The organism is Atlantibacter sp. RC6 (assembly GCF_014193285.1).
Classification (GTDB): Bacteria; Pseudomonadota; Gammaproteobacteria; order Enterobacterales; family Enterobacteriaceae; genus Atlantibacter.
The window spans coordinates 305960-324030 of sequence record NZ_JACHZE010000002.1 but is presented as its reverse complement, the minus strand read 5'-3'; the positions used below and the strand labels follow the sequence as shown (position 1 = coordinate 324030).

Here is an 18071-nt window from a genome sequence, read left to right as displayed (position 1 = left end):
AATGAGCGCTATTTTCCCTAACAAATTCAAGGCCGCGCTGGCGGCCAAACAGACCCAAATCGGCTGCTGGTCCGCACTGGCGAACCCGATCAGCGCCGAGGTGCTGGGCCTGGCAGGTTTTGACTGGATTGTGCTGGATGGCGAACACGCGCCAAACGACATTACCACCTTTATCCCGCAGTTGATGGCGTTAAAAGGCAGTCACAGTGCGCCGGTGGTTCGCGCGCCGACCAATGAGCCGATCATCATCAAACGGCTGCTGGATATCGGTTTCTATAACTTCCTGATCCCGTTCGTGGAAACCGCGGAAGAAGCGGCGCACGCGGTGGCCTCCACCCGCTATCCGCCGGAAGGTATTCGCGGCGTGTCGGTTTCTCATCGCGCCAATATGTTTGGCACCGTGCCGGATTATCTGACCGAATCGAACAAAAACATCACCATTCTGGTGCAGATCGAAAGCCAGCAGGGCGTGGATAACGTTGACGCCATTGCCGCGACCCACGGCGTTGACGGCATTTTCGTCGGCCCGAGCGATTTGGCCGCCGCGCTGGGCCATCTGGGTAACGCCAACCACCCGGATGTGCAGCGCGCCATTCAATACATTTTCGAACGCGCCAAAACGCACGGCAAACCGGCAGGCATCCTGGCGCCGGTTGAAGCCGATGCCCGTCGCTATCTGGAATGGGGCGCGACCTTTGTTGCCGTGGGCAGCGATTTAGGCGTGTTCCGCTCCGCCACGCAGAAACTGTGTGACGCTTTTAAAAAATAACCACCCCGTAATTAACGAGAGAGATTAACGCTATGACACTGAAAGTTGGTTTTATTGGCCTGGGCATCATGGGTAAACCAATGAGTAAAAACCTCATTAAAGCCGGTTATTCCCTGGTGGTTGCCGACCGCAATGCCGAGGTGATTGCTGAAGTCGTTGAGGCTGGCGCCAGCACCGCGTCCAACCCGAAAGAGATCGCCCAGCAGTGTGATGTCATTATCACCATGCTGCCGAACTCCCCGCACGTTAAAGAGGTGGCGTTGGGCGAAAACGGCATTATCGAAGGCGCGAAGCCGGGCACTGTCGTTATCGATATGAGCTCCATCGCGCCGCTGGCGAGCCGTGAAATCAGCGATGCGCTGAAAGCCAAAGGCATCGACATGCTGGACGCGCCGGTGAGCGGCGGCGAACCCAAAGCCATCGACGGCACCCTGTCGGTGATGGTTGGCGGCGATAAAGCGATTTTCGACAAATATTACGATCTGCTGAAAGCCATGGCGGGTTCCGTGGTGCATACCGGTGAGATCGGCGCGGGCAACGTTACCAAGCTGGCGAACCAGGTGATTGTGGCGCTGAACATCGCGGCGATGTCTGAAGCGCTGACTCTGGCGACCAAAGCGGGTGTAAATCCGGATCTGGTTTACCAGGCTATCCGCGGCGGCCTGGCAGGTAGTACCGTACTGGACGCGAAAGCGCCGATGGTGATGGATCGCAATTTCAAACCGGGCTTCCGTATCGATCTGCACATTAAAGATCTGGCCAACGCGCTGGATACTTCCCACGGCGTGGGCGCGCAACTGCCGCTGACTGCGGCGGTCATGGAGATGATGCAGGCGCTGCGTGCCGATGGTCATGGCAACGACGACCACAGCGCGCTGGCGTGCTACTACGAGAAACTGGCGAAGATCGAGATCACCCGGTAATAAAACAGGGCGCGGGGACGCGCCCTTGGTTTCACGCCCCGCACGGCAAGAAGGGCTTAATAATGATGAAAATTGTAATTGCACCAGACTCTTATAAAGAAAGCCTTCCTGCTGCTGAGGTAGCCCAGGCCATCGAAAAAGGATTTCGGGAAATTTTCCCTGACGCTCAGTATGTTCGCGTACCGGTTGCCGATGGCGGCGAAGGTACCGTGGATGCCATGATTTCGGCGACTGACGGCAGCAAAATTACCACGCAGGTGACCGGTCCCATGGGTGAACGCGTGAATGCCAGTTGGGGTATTTCGGGCGATAAAAAGACTGCATTTATTGAAATGGCGGAAGCCAGCGGGCTGTCGCTGGTTGCACTGAATTTACGCAATCCGCTGATCACCACTTCGCGCGGTACCGGGGAGCTTATCCTCCACGCGCTGGATAACGGGGCGCGCAATATTATTATCGGCATTGGCGGCAGCGCCACCAATGATGGCGGCGCAGGCATGGTGCAGGCGCTGGGCGCAAAGCTGACGGACGCAACCGGTAAAGAGATCGGCCACGGCGGCGGCAGTTTGATCGCGCTGAACAGCATTGATATTTCCGGGCTCGATCCGCGCCTCGCGGAATGTTCGATTCGTGTTGCCTGTGATGTAACCAATCCGCTGGTGGGCGACACGGGCGCATCGCGGATTTTTGGCCCGCAAAAGGGCGCGACGGAAGCGATGATCGTCGAGCTCGATCGCAATCTCGGCCATTTTGCCGATGTGATTAAAAAATCGCTACGCGTGGACGTAAAAGAGGTGCCGGGCGCCGGCGCGGCGGGCGGTATGGGGGCGGCGCTGATGGCGTTCCTCAACGCGGAGCTGCGCAGCGGGATCGAGATCGTCACCGAGGCGCTCAACCTGGAAGAACATATTCACGACTGCACGCTGGTGGTGACGGGCGAAGGGCGCATCGACAGCCAGAGCATTCACGGCAAAGTGCCGGTAGGCGTGGCGAATGTGGCCCTGAAGTATCATAAGCCGGTTATCGGCATCGCAGGCAGCCTGACGCCGGACGTTGGCGTGGTACATCAGTACGGCATTGATGCGGTATTCAGCGTGCTGACCAGCATTGGTTCGCTGGAAGAGGCGTTAAAGAACGCATTTGACAATATCTACCACGCCTCGCGCAACATCGCCGCGACGCTGAATGTTGGGATGCATACCGCGCCTTAAGGCGTGACAGACAGGCGCAAACCCTCTATACTCCGCGCCGAAGCTGACCAGACAGTCGCCGCTTCGTCGTCGTCCTCTTTCGGGGGAGACGGGCGGAGGGGAGGAAAGTCCGGGCTCCATAGGGCAGGGTGCCAGGTAACGCCTGGGGGGGAAACCCACGACCAGTGCAACAGAGAGCAAACCGCCGATGGCCCGCGCAAGCGGGATCAGGTAAGGGTGAAAGGGTGCGGTAAGAGCGCACCGCGCGACTGGTAACAGTTCGCGGCACGGTAAACTCCACCCGGAGCAAGGCCAAATAGGGGTTCACAAGGTACGGCCCGTACTGAACCCGGGTAGGCTGCTTGAGCCAGTGAGCGATTGCTGGCCTAGATGAATGACTGTCCACGACAGAACCCGGCTTATCGGTCAGCTTCACTCATTAGAAACCCCGCTTCGGCGGGGTTTTGCTTTTTCAGAGAGGTGGAAAGATGAATGACTGTCCACGACAGAACCCGCCTTATCGGTCAGCTTCACACATTAAGAAACCCCGCTTCGGCGGGGTTTTGCTTTTTCAGCCCCCCACTACACTGTCCATTTTTACAGGACGGCGCATCCGACCTTGACCAATGACAAAGCGGTTTGAATCGTCGCCTCTTTATAATCAGGCCCGTTTGTCTTCACAATGGTCACCATCATGGCTTATCAACTGAATCTTAACTGGCCCGAGTTTTTAGAAAAATACTGGCAGAAACAACCTGTAGTGTTGAAGAATGCCTTTCCCAATTTTGTTGATCCGATTACCCCGGACGAACTGGCAGGGCTGGCGATGGAACCCGAAGTCGATAGCCGCCTGGTCAGCCATAAAAATGGTCAATGGCAGGCCGCCAACGGGCCGTTCGAGGATTTCGATAACTTAGGTGAAACCGGCTGGTCGCTGCTGGCCCAGGCGGTGAACCACTGGCATATGCCCTCCGCCGAGCTGGTTAAGCCGTTTCGCGTGTTGCCGGACTGGCGTCTGGACGATCTGATGATTTCGTTTTCCGTGCCGGGCGGCGGTGTGGGCCCGCATATCGATCAGTATGATGTGTTTATCATTCAGGGAATGGGCAGCCGTCGCTGGCGCGTGGGCGATAAACTGCCGATGCGCCAGTTCTGCCCGCATCCGGCGTTGTTGCATGTCGATCCTTTCCCGCCAATCATTGATGAAGATCTGGAGCCGGGCGATATTCTCTATATCCCGCCAGGATTTCCGCACGACGGTTTTACCCACCAAACCGCGCTTAACTACTCTGTTGGTTTCCGGGGGCCGAATGGCCGCGACCTGATTAGCAGCTTTGCGGACTATGCGCTGGAAAACGATCTCGGCGGCGAGCATTACAGCGATCCGGATTTAACCTGCCGGGAGCATCCTGGGCGCGTTGAAGAGTACGAACTGGATCGCCTGCGCGACATGATGATTGCCATGATTAACCAACCGGAAGATTTCAAACAGTGGTTTGGCCGCTTCGCGACAACGCCGCGCCACGAGCTGGATATCGCCCCGGCAGAGCCGCCGTACGAGGCGGGCGAAGTGGTTGACGCGCTGATGGATGGCGAATTGCTGACGCGCCTCAGCGGGCTGCGGGTATTGCACGTTGGCGACAGCTTCTTCATTAACAGCGAGAAGCTGGAAACGGTCGATCCCCAGGCTGCGGACGCGCTGTGCCGTTACACTACGCTTGGTAAAGCGCAGTTGGGCGCGGCGCTGGATAACCCGGCCTTTGTAGCGGAATTAACCGGGCTGATAAACCAGGGCTACTGGTATTTCGACGAGTAACATACGGGGCAGCGTCGATCATCAAACTGGCCGCAGTGCATCGTACTGCGGCTTTTTTATGTTGATCCGTCCTTAACCGGGGTAAGGTAAGTGCTGGTTTTTTCAGGAAGGTGGTGAACGTGTCTAACAAACTCAACAACGAAGATATCAATCTTATCGCCCAGCGCATCCAGGCCATTGCACAATCCGGGCTCACATACTCACCTGGCGTGTTTGACAGAGAACGCTATGAAGCCTTGAGAAAAATTGCGTATGACATGTTGGCGGCAGGTTTTAACCTGAGTGCGGATGCGTTTGCTCATATGCATCTTTCTGATGATGGCTATGCGACGCCAAAAACCGATGTACGCGCCATTGTACTGCGTGAAGGCAAATTATTGATGGTGCAGGAATCGGACGATGGTCTCTGGAGCCTGCCGGGGGGATGGGTGGACGTCGGTGATAGCCCTTCAACGGCGATTCGCCGCGAAGTCCTCGAAGAAACCGGGCTGGACGTTAAAGTCACTAAACTGTTAGGAATATGGGATCGTAACCTGCACGGTCACCCCCCGTACCCGTGGCACGTTTATAAAACGCTTTTCTTGTGCGAAGAGCTGGGCGGCGAATTGCAGATCAGCCACGAGTCGCTGGATATCGGCTTTTTTGATATCGATAATCTGCCAGCGCTTTCGCTGACGCGGATTGTGAAGGAAGAGATCCTGACCAGTATCGACATCGCCGTCAGCGACAAACCCGCGTGGTTTGATTAATCCATACGCGGGTAAGTGCATTCTACAATTCTTCTTGCTCAAGCCGCTGTTCGGCGTCGCTGACAATGGCTTCAAGCTCGGTCAGCATCTCTTCATAACCCCATTCCTGGCGTTGTGCAGCCTCTTGCTCTTTTGGCGCAGCGGGTTGCTTCGCTTTTCCTTTGTGTTTTTTCATATCATCCTTCCCGGACCGTTCTCACACCGGCAAATCTATCAGTAATGCTCGCAGCGGTGAATCTGCGACCAGCGTTACGTTAGCTTCGTCACGAATAAATGCGCCATCGCCGCAGGTTAAAATCTGCTTCTCATCGCGATGAGATATCGCGTGGACGGTACCATGAATCGATTGCAGATAGGCACGCGGCCCGTGGAGCTGGAACGACAGACGCTCGCCCGCACAGAGATCGATATGGTGCAGCCAAACCTGCTGGCGCAACTGCAAACTGTTACTGCTGCCGTCCGGCGTCGCCAGAAGTTGGGTCGCCTGGGGCAGAATTTCCACCTTTTGAATCAGCGGATTTTCCCGTTCCGGGCAGGCGTCCAGCCACAGCTGCATGCGCGTCAGCGGCTGGTCTTTGCTGGGGTTGTGCTCGCTATAGCTCACGCCTGGCTGGGTGGACAGCAACAGCGCTTCGCCGGTGGAGGCGCGAACGTGGTTACCCTCGCTGTCGCGGTATTCCGCTTCGCCCTCCAGGATGATATTGAGAATATCGACCTTCGGGAACGTACGTGGCTGGAAGGACGCGCCTGGCGCCAGAACCTCCTGGTTAAGCACGCGCAGGGAAGCGTAACCCAGTAATTTTGGATCGAAGTAGTGCCCAAAGGAAAAGGTGTAGCGAGCTTGCAGCCAACCATAGTCAGCTTGCCCGCACTGTTTGGCTGTTCTCGTCGTAATCATAATACTTGACCTCTCTTTACCGGCTTTTATGTTAAGGCTCTGGACGCTGCATTGTTAGCCAGTTAATCTGCTGGGTATGTTCAAATTTCCTGAATGAGCACCCGATGGCTAAAGAAAGAGCACTGACACTGGAAGCGTTACGCGTGATGGACGCAATCGACCGGCGCGGCAGTTTCGCCGCTGCCGCTGATGAACTGGGGCGAGTTCCGTCAGCGCTCAGCTACACCATGCAGAAGCTGGAGGAAGAGCTGGATGTGGTACTTTTTGACCGCTCCGGGCACCGCACCAAATTTACTAACGTCGGGCGTATGCTGCTGGAGCGCGGGCGCGTGCTGCTGGAAGCCGCCGATAAGCTCACCACCGACGCCGAAGCGCTGGCGCGCGGTTGGGAAACCCATCTCACCCTCGTCACCGAGGCGCTGGTGCCAACCTCCGCGCTGTTTCCGCTGGTCGATAAGCTGGCGGATAAGGCCAACACTCAGCTTTCCATTATTACCGAAGTGCTGGCGGGGGCCTGGGAGCGGCTGGAGCAGGGGCGCGCCGATATTGTTATCGCGCCGGATATGCACTTCCGCTCGTCGTCGGAAATCAACTCCCGCAAGCTTTACAGCCTGATGAACGTATACGTCGCCGCGCCGGATCACCCAATCCATCAGGAGCCGGAGCCGCTTTCTGAAATCACACGCGTGAAATACCGCGGCGTAGCGGTAGCGGATACCGCCCGCGAGCGCCCGGTTTTAACGGTGCAATTGCTGGATAAGCAGCCGCGTTTAACGGTCAGTTCTATCGAAGACAAACGAAACGCGCTGCTGGCGGGCATGGGGGTAGCAACCATGCCGTATCCGCTGGTTGAAAAAGATATCGCGGAAGGACGGCTGCGCGTGGTAAGCCCGGAGTCGACGCATGAGATCGACATCATTATGGCCTGGCGGCGCGATAGCATGGGCGAGGCGAAAGCCTGGTGTCTGCGCGAGATCCCTAAGCTGTTCGCCCATATGCGCAGTTAATGGCAGTTAATGAATGAAGATGGCCGCATGGCGGCCATTAGATTTCGCGAATCGGGTCGGGCCCGAAACGGTTCTCACCCGGCGTACCGCGCTGGCAGTTGAAGATGAAAATCACAATCCAGCCGATAACCGGGATCAACAGCAGCAACAGCCACCATGCGGAGCGATCGGTGTCGTGCAAGCGACGGAATTGCACCGCCCACCAGGGCAGGAACACTAACAGCCCGTAAATACCCGCAAGGTATCCCTGACCGCTTTCCGTTTGCCAACCGAGAATACTGTCCACGATGCTTAAAACGGTGGTTAAAATCACGTTGACCAGCACGAACATCCAGTATTCCTTGCGACGCGCCCGGCCACCAAATCCAATATAGTTACGAATGACTTTAAAATACCAATCCATCTGTTCTTCGCCTCTTCAGCAATAATCACTTGTTTTGTAAGCGATCAATTCAAGAATAGACGTGAATGAATAAGCGGTAAATATACTTTGTCTGAATACAAAGGCATCCCGAAGGATGCCTGAAATGATTAGCGGAAGCGCTCATCGCGCCCGTGCGGTTCGCTCAAATCTTGCTCCGGCCCAATGGAAATAATCCCGGTAGGGTTAATCGTTTTGTGGCTGCGGTAATAGTGATTGCGGATATGGGCCAGATTCACCGTTTCGGCAATACCCGGCAGCTGGTAAATATCGCGCAGGAATCCGTACAGGTTCAGATAATCGCTGATACGGTGTTTGTCACATTTAAAGTGGGTGACATACACCGGATCGAAACGCACCAGCGTGGTCCACAGGCGAATATCGGCTTCGGTGAGCTGGTTTCCGGTCAGATAACGGTGGCGGCCTAAAATCTGCTCCAGCCGTTCCAGGTGACTAAACACATTCTCTACCGCCTCATCGTAGGCTTGCTGGCTGGTGGCGAACCCGGCTTTATAAACACCGTTATTGACGTTGTCGTAGATCCAGCCGTTCAGCTCATCGATTTTTTCACGCAGCGCGGGTGGATAATAATCGCCAGCCCGCGCGCCGTGGGCGTCAAACGCGCTATTGAGCATACGGATAATTTCCGCCGACTCATTGCTGACGATAGTTTCATTCTTTTTATCCCACAGCACCGGCACCGTCACGCGGCCCGAGTAGTGCGGATCGGCATGGAGATAGAGCTGATATAAGAACTGATGATCGTAGAGCGCGTCGCCCGTCGCGTCCGGGAAATCCTTGCCGAAAGTCCAGCCATTTTCCAGCATCAGCGGATGCACCACGGAAACCGAGATAAACGATTCCAGACCTTTTAAGCTACGCATAATCAGCGTGCGGTGCGCCCAGGGGCAGGCGAGGGAAACATAGAGATGGTAGCGATCTTTCTCAGCAGCAAAACCGCCTTTACCGTTCGGGCCGGGCGCGCCATCGGCGGTCAGCCAGTTACGAAACGCCGCTTCCGAACGCTTAAAGCGCCCGCCCGTTGAGGCCGTATCATACCAGGTATCGTGCCAGACGCCGTCAACCAGTTGTCCCATTTTGCTCCTCCTCAGAATGGAAAAAGCGAGGAACAACCCTCGCTTTTTTTTAATTCATTATAGATGGCTTACCAATTTTTATTCAGCACGCGGTCGATACTGATAGCGCCAGGACCGGTGATGGTCAACAACAGGAAGCCGCCAGCAATGGTCAAGTTTTTCATAAACATCAGCGAGTTCACGCCTTCGGCAAAGTTGCTGTGGAACAGAAACGCCGTCAACAGCGTAAACACGGCGGTGATAATCGCGGTGGTGCGGGTCAGGAAACCAAACAGGATGGCCAGACCGCCGCCAAACTCAAGCAGGATCACCAGCGGCAGCATAAAGCCCGGTACGCCCATCGCTTCCATATACTGCTGCGTGCCTGCGTAACCGGAGATTTTGCCCCAGCCAGCGCTGATAAACAGGATTGGCATCAGAATACGCGCAATCAGGATGCCTACATCTTCAAATTTTTTCATTCTTCTCTCCGGGGATCTGTCTTTTTGCTGTGTGTATCCAGCGTTAATTTATTCAGTTATTTCGGCCATATCGGTCGTTGGAATGGATAATAGACAGATGGGAGAGCGATTGTAAGCAAGGAAAACTGTCGAACTTTTTCAAATATATTGAGGGAGGGTGTTTCCCTCTTATAGGCTAAGAGGGAAGAGGAGGGCGATTAGCGTGATTGATCTTTCATGGTGTTTTTTAACAGCTTCCATGCGCTCCAGGCGGCAAACCCGCGTTTCCCCCAGCGCAGCAGGAAGTTCGGGTTTTTGATGGTCCAGATTGCGCCGATGCTGCTGCCGACCAATAACCACGAACGCAGACCCAATAGCGTATGCCAGCCGCGATCGTAAGAGCCGGTCGCCTCAAGCCAGTCGCGTCGGCTCGACGCAAGGTCGAGCCGCTGCTGGTGGACCTGGGTTATCAACATGGCCTTGCGCAATTCGCGTTCAGCCTTGTTCATGACTTATCCTCCTCCAGTAAATCACGATCGTTTGCCAGTTCTTTACGGGTGTGGCGCAGCAGGGTGGATTTACGCGCTTTTCGCAACGTCAATAATCCCCCGACCAGCGCCAGCACCAGTAACACGGCAGTAGTCGCAATCATGGCGTTCAGACGGTATTGCGGATCGATAGCCCAGATAATCAGTACCATAAGGCTCATCAACCCAAATGCCGCGAACAGCATGGTCATGCCGAGCATCAGAAGAATTTGAATCAGGTTCGCTTTTTCTTCTTCCAGCTCGACGACCGCCAGGCGCACACGCGTTTCCACCATTTCGACAATAATGGTGATAATGCGTTGTCCGATGCCGAGAACGCCTTTACCCGGCCCTTGAGGTTGACGATACTCTGCCATATCAACGACGCGACAGAAGTACGCCCAGTACGACACCTACCGCCGCACCGATACCTACGCCAGTCCATGGATTTTCACGAACGTAATCGTCGGCACGTGCCGCCGCTACGCGGGTTTGTTCTGCGATGGCGTCGCCGGTTTCGCCCAGGCGATAACGGCTCTCTTTCAACGCGCGTTCAGCTTTGCCACGCAGTTTGCTTAACTCTTCTTTCGATTTATCGCTGGATGAGCTCAACACTTCTTCAAGCGTATCAGCCAGGGATTTCAACTCTGCGCGCAAATGCTCGGAATTATCTTTTGACATAGTTCTCTCCAGTGAGTGAGGTGTTAACTCAGTAATCGCGAGCCTTCAAAGCTTTTAAATCCTCTTCAGCTTCTTTCAGTTTATGCTCGCGTTTAGAAATCTTTTCTCGATCGCCGCTTTGCTGCGCTTCATGTAATTCGGCGCGGCGTTCAGAAATCTCAGCTTGTTGTTCGGAAATTTTCTGCTGATGCTTAGCGCGTAAATCGCTGTCGGAACAGTTAGCGCGGACTTCACTTAACGCTTTGTTCAGACCGTTAATGCGATTTTGGTTGTTATGCTTTTCGGCATAGCTAATTTCTCGAAGGATTTCCTGTTCCTTCTCCTGGCATAACGAGGCGGCTTGCGCAGCGACAGTCGTTGAGAAAAGGATACATGCCAGGATAATGCGGTATTTCATTGATAAACCTTCCATTGTGATGCAGCGAAACGCTGCATGTTCCAGATTATTAACGGCGCGGGTGGAGTGGATTGCGCTTAGTAAGCATAGTAAGGAATGAGGCAAACCCCAAAGAAACTGAAAAGATTCAGAATCCTGGAAGGCTTAACCTAAGTGGCGAGATTCGCTACGAATACGGGATAACCAACTGGATGTCAGGTTATCTTCTTCCTGTTGCGCGATGATAAAGCCTTGTGGCAGAGAGCGATAAAGCACCTCTTTGGCGGCTTCGCTCTGCGCGCTGGAATCGAACTTAATCAGCAGGGTATCGTTCTGCGGAGTAATGCTTTTGAAGCGGATGCCATTGGCATCAAGATGGTGCCAGACGGAAAAACCGTCCGGAATAGCGGCGCCCTGCGCCGTGGCGCGTATTTCCAGCGTCGATTCGGTATTGCGCAGCGCCGAAAGCGCCACGCAGAGTGAGATCAGCACCAGGACTCCACCTGTAGCAATGGTGAGCCCGGTCCACCGTTTTTGTCGCATCCTTTTAACCTCGATTTCCGTATTTTTTCTTCCATAACACCACTAACGATCCCACCAGGCCAAACACCAGCAGTACCACCGGCAGCAGCATCAGACAGCTCATCAATGCGTCTTCATACTTCAAAAACACCGGCGTTTTGCCCAGCAGATAGCCCAGGGTGGTGAGGATCAAGACCCACAGCAGCCCGCTCATCCAGTTAAAGAACTGGAAGCGCGCGTTGTTCAGCCCGGACAGACCGGCAATGGTGGGCAGCAGCGTGCGCACAAACGCGATAAAACGACCAATCAGCAGCGCGGATAACCCGTGCTTATGGAACAGGTGATGGGCGCGCTGATGGTAATGCGCGGGCAAATGGGATAGCCAGTTTTGCACAATCCGCGTATTGCCGAGCCATCGCCCCTGAATATAGCTGAGCCAGCATCCGAGGCTGGCCGCCGCGGTAAGCAACAAAATGGTTTGCGGAAAGCCCATGGTCCCTTTGGCAATCAGCACGCCCACCAGCACTAATAAACTGTCTCCCGGCAGGAAAGCCGCAGGTAACAGGCCATTTTCCAGAAACAGAATCATAAACAGCACAAAGTACAGCATACCCACCATGGAGGGGTTGGACAGCGTCTCGAAGTCCTGGCTCCACAGCGCGTTTAACAGTTGGGTAAACAGTTCCATTCAATTTTCCTGGCACATCGGTTAAAGCCAAAGGTTTTATAAAGGAAACAGCATCGTGGACATTGTGATTATTAATGAGGTGACCACTTCAAGCTATGCATTACATCGCACCTGTACTATTCCCTGTCAGGTTGGCAAAGTGAGTGGGTACTTACACTGTAGCCAAGAATTGCGTCTAATTGTAACAAAGCACAGCGCATTGCGTCATAAAATTTGCGCGTTGTTGACGATTGATTTTGCTTACCGGGGGAGGCGCTGGCGAGGGTATTTACAAACGCTGACACTATACATGGTTTGCTTACCCTCGCCGGGGGAATAGAGATTATTTTACGCTATTGGCAGCCGTATCCAGATGAACCACGGGATTTTCGGCAAATAGATAGCGATCGGCATTAAATTCAAAGTCATCGCTGGTTTCATTAAACAACATTTGCTTGGTGTTTTCGAGGTGCTGCCACATGGCCAGTTTCGCCGCATGGGAGTCCTTGCGAATGAGCGCTTTAAGAATTTTGTCATGATCATCGCACCAGTTATCCACGGTGCGTGAATCAATGTGCTCATGCAGTTTTTTCCAGTACGGGTTATAAACGCGCTGGGTCCACATTTTTTCAACGATCGCCGCCAGAGCGCTGTTCTGGGTCGCCAGCGCTACCTGAACGTGAAACTGCAAATCCCACTCGGAATCGCGGAAGCATTTCTCGTTGCGCGCTTTATCCTGGATTTCCATCAGCTTCATGATGTCCTGCTTGGTCACCTGAGTGGCGGCGAATTCAGCGATATTACTTTCAATCAGCTGGCGCGCCTGCAACAGTTCAAAAGGACCATAGCTGGCGAACTCAAACTGCTGCTCATCCGGCAATGAATGGTATTTAGCCTGATTAGAAATGACATGGATGCCCGACCCTTTGCGGACTTCAACGTAGCCTTCTACTTCAAGCATGATAATGGCTTCACGAACCACAGTGCGGCTCACGTTTTTTTCATCAGCAATAAAGCGCTCGGCAGGGAGTTTATCACCCACCAGGTAAACGCCTTGCTCGATACGGCTTTTCAGCTCAGCCGCGAGCTGCTGATAAAGTCGGCGAGATTCTGTGATTTCCATATGCAACTCCGGAATGAACTGCGGGACAACATTGATTTGTTATACCACTTTTACGGGAAACGCTCCACTTGCGGGATCAAAAAAGCCGCCCCAGAGGGCGGCTGCGAGTTGATTTAGTGACGCATGTTAATGTTGGGTGGCAGGTTTGGGGTCGGGGACCTGTTTCTGCAATTCCGCCATCGGTTTGTTTTGCAACAGCGTCCAGATAGCGACAGCACCTAACAGGTCGAACACCGCCAGCACAGCGAACAGCGGGCTAAAGCCGATGGTGTCAGCCAGGGCGCCCACAACCAGAGCAAACATGGTGCTCGCAGTCCAGGCCGCCATACCGGTCATGCCGTTGGCCGTCGCCACTTCGTTACGGCCAAACACATCAGAAGAGAGCGTAATCAGCGCGCCAGACAGAGACTGGTGAGCGAAACCACCGATACACAGCAGCGCGATTGCCACATACGGGCTGGTAAACAGGCCGATCATGCCCGGGCCAATCATCAGTACCGCGCCCATGGTCACGACCATTTTACGGGAGACGATCAGGTTCACGCCAAACCAGCGCTGGAACAGCGGCGGCAGGTAGCCACCCACGATGCAACCCAGGTCGGCGAACAGCATCGGCATCCAGGCGAACATGGCGATTTCTTTCAGGTTAAAGCCATAAACCTTAAACATGAACAGCGGGATCCAGGCGTTGAACGTCCCCCATGCAGGTTCTGCCAGGAAGCGCGGCAGGGCGATCCCCCAGAACTGCCGGTTACGAACGATCTGCCACGGCGTCATTTTTTTGGCGTTGTCTTTCTGGTGATGGGCTTCCTGACCACCAATGATGTACTCGCGTTCTTCCTCAGATAATTTTTTCTGATCGCGCGGGTGTTTGTAGAAAATCAGCCAGGCCATCGCCCAGACGAAGCTCAGTACGCCGGAGATAATGAACGCCATCTGCCAGCTGTGCATCACGATTGCCCACACGACCAGCGGCGGCGCAATCATCGCACCAATCGACGAGCCTACGTTAAAGTAACCCACCGCGATGGAACGCTCTTTCGCCGGGAACCACTCAGACGCGGCTTTCAGGCCTGCCGGGATCATTGCGGCTTCTGCTGCGCCCACTGCGCCACGGGCCAGCGCCAGGCCGCCCCAGCTGCCTGCCAGCGCGGTTGCGCCACAGAACACAGCCCACAGAACCGCAAACATCGCGTAGCCGATCTTGGTGCCCAGCACGTCAAGGACGTAGCCTGCAACCGGCTGCATGATGGTGTAAGCCGCAGAGTACGCAGCGATAATATAAGAGTACTGCTGGGTGGAGATGTGTAACTCTTCCATCAGCGTCGGCGCAGCCGCCGCCACGGTGTTACGAGTCAGATAACCCAGTATGGTGCCTAAGGTGACCAGGGCGATCATGTACCAACGTAGCCCTTTGATTTTACGCATGTGAAAACCTCATTGTTTTGAAATCTACCGTACTAACACGGTCACCTGCCAGACCAATTACAGCAGGTGTCGAAAACTGAAACGGCAGCGTTCACAGGTTTTGCTGAAACGTCCGTTCCTTGCCATAGAAAGTTTTGTGGGGCAATTCGGTATCCGTACCGGTAAAGTCGCTTTCACCTTGAGGCTGTTTTTGCGACGGCTGCAAAGATAACTTGTCATACAGCTTTAAAAGTTGAGAGCCATCACAAAAGCGCTTTTCTTAATAAGGTTATTAACAATTGCCTTTCAGGCCAGTACTGGCGCGGCCTGGCCTGGGTTTTACTCCTAAAGTGGGAGAGAATTTGTTAGCGTTTATTGATCTTGCTCACTAAATAATTCTCTGTGACTGGAAATTGGTGTGATAACTTTGTCAGCATAGTTGGACGCATCTGGTTCACTCGCTCAGAGGAAGCTCACAATGACCCCGTTCATGACCGAAGATTTCTTGTTAGATACTGAATTTGCCCGCCGTCTGTACCATGATTATGCGAAAGACGAGCCGATTTTCGACTATCACTGCCACCTCCCGCCGCAACAAATCGCCGAGAACTACCGCTTCAAAAACCTGTATGACATCTGGTTGAAAGGCGACCACTACAAGTGGCGCGCGATGCGCACCAACGGCGTGGCTGAGCGCTTGTGTACCGGCGATGCCAGCGATCGCGAGAAATTTGACGCCTGGGCGGCCACGGTGCCGCACACCATCGGCAACCCGCTGTACCACTGGACTCATCTGGAGCTGCGCCGCCCGTTTGGTGTGACAGGTAAACTGCTGTCGCCGAAAACTGCCGATGAAATCTGGAACCAGTGCAATGAACTGCTGGCGCAGGATCACTTTTCCGCGCGCGGCATCATGCAGCAGATGAACGTGAAAATGGTCGGCACCACTGACGATCCGGTAGATTCGCTGGAACATCATGCGAACGTGGCGAAAGACAGCAGCTTCAGCGTTAAAGTGCTGCCGAGCTGGCGTCCGGATAAAGCCTTCAACATCGAACAAGCCACCTTTAACGATTACATGGCCAAACTGGCCGAAGTGTCCGACACCGATATCCGCCGCTTTGCCGATCTGCAAACCGCGCTGGCTAAACGTCTGGACCACTTCGCCGCGCACGGCTGTAAAGTTTCCGACCACGCGCTGGATGTGGTGCTGTTCGCAGAATCTAACGAAAGCGAACTCGACAGCATCCTGGCGCGCCGCCTGGCGGGTGAAAGCCTGTCTGAACACGAAGTGGCGCAGTTTAAAACTGCCGTGCTGGTCTGGCTGGGCGCGGAATACGCCCGTCGCGGCTGGGTGCAGCAGTACCACATCGGCGCGCTGCGTAACAACAATCTGCGCCAGTTCAAACTGTTAGGGCCGGATGTGGGCTTCGACTCCATCAATGACCGCCCGATGGCGGAAGAGCTGTCCAAACTGCTCAGCAAACAGAACGAAGAAAACCTGCTGCCGAAAACCATTCTGTACTGCCTGAACCCGCGCGATAACGAAGTGCTGGGCACCATGATCGGCAACTTCCAGGGCGAAGGGATGCCGGGCAAGATGCAGTTCGGTTCCGGCTGGTGGTTTAACGATCAGAAAGACGGTATGGAACGCCAGATGACCCAACTGGCGCAGCTCGGTCTGCTGAGCCGCTTTGTGGGTATGCTGACCGACAGCCGCAGCTTCCTGTCCTACACCCGTCACGAGTATTTCCGCCGCATTCTGTGCCAGATGATTGGCCGCTGGGTGCAGGCTGGCGAAGCGCCGGCGGATATCGAGCTGCTGGGTGGGATGGTGAAAAACATCTGCTTTAACAATGCGCGTGATTACTTCGCCATTGAACTGAACTAATTAAGGCCGTTTGAGGTTGATATGCAATACATCAGGATCCATTCGCAGGATAACGTCGCGGTTGCGCTGGCCGATCTGGCAGAAGGCAGCGTCGTCACCATTGACGGTATTACCCTGACGCTTGTGCAGGCGGTGGCGCGCGGGCATAAGTTCGCCATCAGCCCGATTGCGAAAGGTGAGAACGTTATTAAATATGGATTGCCGATTGGCCATGCTCTGAGCGATGTTGCGCCAGGCGAGCACATCCATTCCCATAACGCGCGCACCAATCTGAGCGATCTGGATACCTATCGCTATCAACCGGATCTGCAAATGCTGGAGCAGCAGGCCGCGGATCGCGACGTCAATATCTACCGTCGCGCCAACGGCGACGTCGGGGTCCGCAACGAGTTGTGGATCCTGCCGACCGTTGGCTGCGTCAACGGGATTGCCCGTCAGATCCAAAACCGCTTCCTGAAAGAAACCAATGATGCCGAAGGCACCGACGGCGTCTTTCTGTTCAGCCACACCTACGGCTGCTCGCAGCTGGGTGACGATCACGTCAACACCCGCACCATGTTGCAGAACATGGTGCGTCACCCCAACGCGGGCGCGGTGCTGGTGATTGGCCTGGGCTGCGAAAACAACCAGGTCGACGCATTCCGCGAAACCCTGGGCGACTTCGATCCTGAGCGGGTGCATTTTATGATTTGCCAGCATCAGGATGACGAAGTGGAAGCCGGTCTGGAGCATCTGCACGCGCTGTATGAGGTGATGCGCCATGATCAGCGTCAACCGGGCAAACTGAGTGAGCTGAAGTTTGGGCTGGAGTGCGGCGGGTCTGATGGCCTGTCCGGCATTACCGCCAACCCGATGCTGGGCCGCTTCTCCGATTATCTGATCGCCAACGGCGGCACCACGGTGCTGACCGAAGTACCGGAAATGTTCGGCGCTGAACAACTGCTGATGAGCCACTGCCGTGATGAAGCGACGTTTGAAAAAACCGTCACCATGGTGAACGACTTCAAACAGTACTTTATCGCCCACAATCAGCCGATTTATGAAAACCCGTCACCAGGCAACAAAGCGGGCGGGATCACCACCCTGGAAGAAAAATCCCTCGGCTGCACGCAGAAAGCAGGAGAAAGCCAGGTGGTGGACGTGCTGCGCTACGGCGAACGCCTGACCCGGCATGGCCTGAACCTGCTGAGCGCGCCGGGCAACGACGCCGTCGCCACCAGCGCGCTGGCCGGAGCCGGATGCCATATGGTGCTGTTCAGTACCGGACGCGGTACGCCGTACGGCGGTTTTGTGCCGACGGTGAAAATCGCCACCAACAGCGAACTGGCCAGGAAAAAACCGCACTGGATCGATTTCGACGCCGGGCAACTGCTGCATGGCCAGACGATGCCGCAGCTGTTAAACCAATTTATCGACACTATTGTGGAGTTTGCTAACGGCAAACAGACCTGCAATGAACGCAATGATTTCAGAGAACTGGCAATCTTTAAGAGTGGCGTGACATTATAATCTGTGGACTCCTGAGTTCATTTATCCCGGCGCTCCGTTAACGAGCGCCGTTTTTTTA

General features: G+C 54.8%; 21 protein-coding genes and 1 other RNA gene. 9 read left to right on the top strand and 13 right to left on the bottom strand.

The genetic code is table 11. The features are described from left to right. Window position 1 precedes the first annotated feature (1 nt). The 6 genes from garL to FHW74_RS06535 all read left to right on the top strand — a co-directional run bounded on the left by garL (window position 2) and on the right by FHW74_RS06535 (window position 5447). The gene (gene garL / locus FHW74_RS06560; protein ID WP_183169707.1) at window positions 2-769 is read left to right on the top strand and encodes a 2-dehydro-3-deoxyglucarate aldolase; all 768 of its coding nucleotides are present in this window, start codon (window positions 2-4) and stop codon (window positions 767-769) included. A 32-nt stretch (window positions 770-801) separates the two neighbouring features. Further along, window positions 802-1692: a 2-hydroxy-3-oxopropionate reductase gene (gene garR / locus FHW74_RS06555; RefSeq protein WP_183169706.1), complete on the top strand. Its 891-nt coding sequence runs from the start codon at window positions 802-804 to the stop codon at window positions 1690-1692. A gap of 65 nt (window positions 1693-1757) precedes the next feature. Then, window positions 1758-2903, top strand: a complete 1146-nt coding sequence (gene garK, locus FHW74_RS06550; protein ID WP_183169952.1) for a glycerate 2-kinase — start codon at window positions 1758-1760, stop codon at window positions 2901-2903. A 39-nt stretch (window positions 2904-2942) separates the two neighbouring features. Further along, window positions 2943-3320, top strand: an RNA gene (gene rnpB / locus FHW74_RS06545) — RNase P RNA component class A. Between the two features lie 256 nt (window positions 3321-3576). Next, complete coding sequence (locus tag FHW74_RS06540; RefSeq protein ID WP_183169705.1) at window positions 3577-4698, top strand: cupin domain-containing protein; 1122 nt, start codon at window positions 3577-3579, stop codon at window positions 4696-4698. A 119-nt stretch (window positions 4699-4817) separates the two neighbouring features. Next, entirely contained in the window at window positions 4818-5447 is a 630-nt protein-coding gene (locus FHW74_RS06535; RefSeq protein WP_183169704.1) for an NUDIX hydrolase, read from the top strand. Window positions 5448-5469: 22 nt separating this feature from the next. Here FHW74_RS06535 and FHW74_RS06530 read toward each other — a convergent pair whose 3' ends face one another. Both FHW74_RS06530 and FHW74_RS06525 read right to left on the bottom strand, forming a co-directional pair. Next, entirely contained in the window at window positions 5470-5622 is a 153-nt protein-coding gene (locus FHW74_RS06530) for a hypothetical protein (RefSeq protein WP_183169703.1), read from the bottom strand. 21 nt (window positions 5623-5643) lie between these two features. Continuing rightward, window positions 5644-6345: a pirin family protein gene (locus FHW74_RS06525; RefSeq protein WP_183169702.1), complete on the bottom strand. Its 702-nt coding sequence runs from the start codon at window positions 6343-6345 to the stop codon at window positions 5644-5646. Window positions 6346-6449: 104 nt separating this feature from the next. Here FHW74_RS06525 and yhaJ point away from each other — a divergent pair, with 104 nt between their 5' ends. Beyond that, a complete protein-coding gene (gene yhaJ, locus FHW74_RS06520; protein ID WP_183169701.1) occupies window positions 6450-7352 on the top strand; it encodes a DNA-binding transcriptional regulator YhaJ in 903 nt (300 codons plus the stop codon). A 37-nt stretch (window positions 7353-7389) separates the two neighbouring features. Here yhaJ and FHW74_RS06515 read toward each other — a convergent pair whose 3' ends face one another. From FHW74_RS06515 to FHW74_RS06465, 11 genes are all read right to left on the bottom strand, one after another. Continuing rightward, window positions 7390-7755: a DUF805 domain-containing protein gene (locus tag FHW74_RS06515; protein ID WP_183169700.1), complete on the bottom strand. Its 366-nt coding sequence runs from the start codon at window positions 7753-7755 to the stop codon at window positions 7390-7392. A gap of 128 nt (window positions 7756-7883) precedes the next feature. Then, entirely contained in the window at window positions 7884-8870 is a 987-nt protein-coding gene (locus tag FHW74_RS06510; RefSeq protein ID WP_183169699.1) for a glutathione S-transferase family protein, read from the bottom strand. Between the two features lie 68 nt (window positions 8871-8938). Further along, entirely contained in the window at window positions 8939-9331 is a 393-nt protein-coding gene (locus FHW74_RS06505) for a DoxX family protein (protein ID WP_183169698.1), read from the bottom strand. A gap of 197 nt (window positions 9332-9528) precedes the next feature. Next, entirely contained in the window at window positions 9529-9819 is a 291-nt protein-coding gene (locus tag FHW74_RS06500) for a YqjK-like family protein (protein ID WP_183169697.1), read from the bottom strand. Beyond that, complete coding sequence (locus FHW74_RS06495) at window positions 9816-10214, bottom strand: phage holin family protein (protein WP_183169696.1); 399 nt, start codon at window positions 10212-10214, stop codon at window positions 9816-9818. Before FHW74_RS06495 ends, FHW74_RS06500 begins: the two co-directional genes overlap by 4 nt. 1 nt (window position 10215) lies before the next feature. Further along, a complete protein-coding gene (locus tag FHW74_RS06490) occupies window positions 10216-10518 on the bottom strand; it encodes a YqjD family protein (RefSeq protein WP_161660731.1) in 303 nt (100 codons plus the stop codon). Window positions 10519-10546: 28 nt separating this feature from the next. Then, window positions 10547-10915: a DUF1090 domain-containing protein gene (locus tag FHW74_RS06485; RefSeq protein ID WP_183169695.1), complete on the bottom strand. Its 369-nt coding sequence runs from the start codon at window positions 10913-10915 to the stop codon at window positions 10547-10549. Between the two features lie 144 nt (window positions 10916-11059). Next, complete coding sequence (mzrA, locus tag FHW74_RS06480) at window positions 11060-11437, bottom strand: EnvZ/OmpR regulon moderator MzrA (protein ID WP_183169694.1); 378 nt, start codon at window positions 11435-11437, stop codon at window positions 11060-11062. A gap of 4 nt (window positions 11438-11441) precedes the next feature. After that, window positions 11442-12104 carry a DedA family general envelope maintenance protein YqjA gene (gene yqjA, locus FHW74_RS06475; RefSeq protein WP_183169693.1) on the bottom strand — a complete coding sequence of 221 codons (663 nt, stop codon included), beginning with the start codon at window positions 12102-12104 and terminating at the stop codon, window positions 11442-11444. Between the two features lie 322 nt (window positions 12105-12426). Then, entirely contained in the window at window positions 12427-13206 is a 780-nt protein-coding gene (gene exuR, locus FHW74_RS06470) for a transcriptional regulator ExuR (protein ID WP_183169692.1), read from the bottom strand. Between the two features lie 126 nt (window positions 13207-13332). Next, window positions 13333-14634 carry an MFS transporter gene (locus FHW74_RS06465; protein ID WP_183169691.1) on the bottom strand — a complete coding sequence of 434 codons (1302 nt, stop codon included), beginning with the start codon at window positions 14632-14634 and terminating at the stop codon, window positions 13333-13335. Between the two features lie 457 nt (window positions 14635-15091). On the opposite strand from FHW74_RS06465, the gene uxaC reads away from it, so the two are divergent. Together uxaC and FHW74_RS06455 are read left to right on the top strand one after the other, a co-directional pair. After that, window positions 15092-16504, top strand: coding sequence for a glucuronate isomerase (gene uxaC / locus FHW74_RS06460; RefSeq protein ID WP_183169690.1), 1413 nt, complete (start codon window positions 15092-15094; stop codon window positions 16502-16504). Between the two features lie 21 nt (window positions 16505-16525). Beyond that, complete coding sequence (locus FHW74_RS06455; protein ID WP_183169689.1) at window positions 16526-18013, top strand: UxaA family hydrolase; 1488 nt, start codon at window positions 16526-16528, stop codon at window positions 18011-18013. The last annotated feature ends 58 nt before the right edge of the window (window positions 18014-18071 follow it).

What these genes read in the sequence shown, in the direction of transcription:
- garL (WP_183169707.1), top strand. Translation starts at nt 2, where the DNA reads ATGAGCGCTATTTTCCCTAACAAATTCAAGGCCGCGCTGGCGGCCAAA.
- garR (WP_183169706.1), top strand. Translation starts at nt 802, where the DNA reads ATGACACTGAAAGTTGGTTTTATTGGCCTGGGCATCATGGGTAAACCA.
- garK (WP_183169952.1), top strand. Translation starts at nt 1,758, where the DNA reads ATGAAAATTGTAATTGCACCAGACTCTTATAAAGAAAGCCTTCCTGCT.
- FHW74_RS06540 (WP_183169705.1), top strand. Translation starts at nt 3,577, where the DNA reads ATGGCTTATCAACTGAATCTTAACTGGCCCGAGTTTTTAGAAAAATAC.
- FHW74_RS06530 (WP_183169703.1), bottom strand. Translation starts at nt 5,622, where the DNA reads ATGAAAAAACACAAAGGAAAAGCGAAGCAACCCGCTGCGCCAAAAGAG.
- FHW74_RS06525 (WP_183169702.1), bottom strand. Translation starts at nt 6,345, where the DNA reads ATGATTACGACGAGAACAGCCAAACAGTGCGGGCAAGCTGACTATGGT.
- yhaJ (WP_183169701.1), top strand. Translation starts at nt 6,450, where the DNA reads ATGGCTAAAGAAAGAGCACTGACACTGGAAGCGTTACGCGTGATGGAC.
- FHW74_RS06515 (WP_183169700.1), bottom strand. Translation starts at nt 7,755, where the DNA reads ATGGATTGGTATTTTAAAGTCATTCGTAACTATATTGGATTTGGTGGC.
- FHW74_RS06510 (WP_183169699.1), bottom strand. Translation starts at nt 8,870, where the DNA reads ATGGGACAACTGGTTGACGGCGTCTGGCACGATACCTGGTATGATACG.
- FHW74_RS06505 (WP_183169698.1), bottom strand. Translation starts at nt 9,331, where the DNA reads ATGAAAAAATTTGAAGATGTAGGCATCCTGATTGCGCGTATTCTGATG.
- FHW74_RS06500 (WP_183169697.1), bottom strand. Translation starts at nt 9,819, where the DNA reads ATGAACAAGGCTGAACGCGAATTGCGCAAGGCCATGTTGATAACCCAG.
- FHW74_RS06495 (WP_183169696.1), bottom strand. Translation starts at nt 10,214, where the DNA reads ATGGCAGAGTATCGTCAACCTCAAGGGCCGGGTAAAGGCGTTCTCGGC.
- FHW74_RS06490 (WP_161660731.1), bottom strand. Translation starts at nt 10,518, where the DNA reads ATGTCAAAAGATAATTCCGAGCATTTGCGCGCAGAGTTGAAATCCCTG.
- FHW74_RS06485 (WP_183169695.1), bottom strand. Translation starts at nt 10,915, where the DNA reads ATGAAATACCGCATTATCCTGGCATGTATCCTTTTCTCAACGACTGTC.
- mzrA (WP_183169694.1), bottom strand. Translation starts at nt 11,437, where the DNA reads ATGCGACAAAAACGGTGGACCGGGCTCACCATTGCTACAGGTGGAGTC.
- yqjA (WP_183169693.1), bottom strand. Translation starts at nt 12,104, where the DNA reads ATGGAACTGTTTACCCAACTGTTAAACGCGCTGTGGAGCCAGGACTTC.
- exuR (WP_183169692.1), bottom strand. Translation starts at nt 13,206, where the DNA reads ATGGAAATCACAGAATCTCGCCGACTTTATCAGCAGCTCGCGGCTGAG.
- FHW74_RS06465 (WP_183169691.1), bottom strand. Translation starts at nt 14,634, where the DNA reads ATGCGTAAAATCAAAGGGCTACGTTGGTACATGATCGCCCTGGTCACC.
- uxaC (WP_183169690.1), top strand. Translation starts at nt 15,092, where the DNA reads ATGACCCCGTTCATGACCGAAGATTTCTTGTTAGATACTGAATTTGCC.
- FHW74_RS06455 (WP_183169689.1), top strand. Translation starts at nt 16,526, where the DNA reads ATGCAATACATCAGGATCCATTCGCAGGATAACGTCGCGGTTGCGCTG.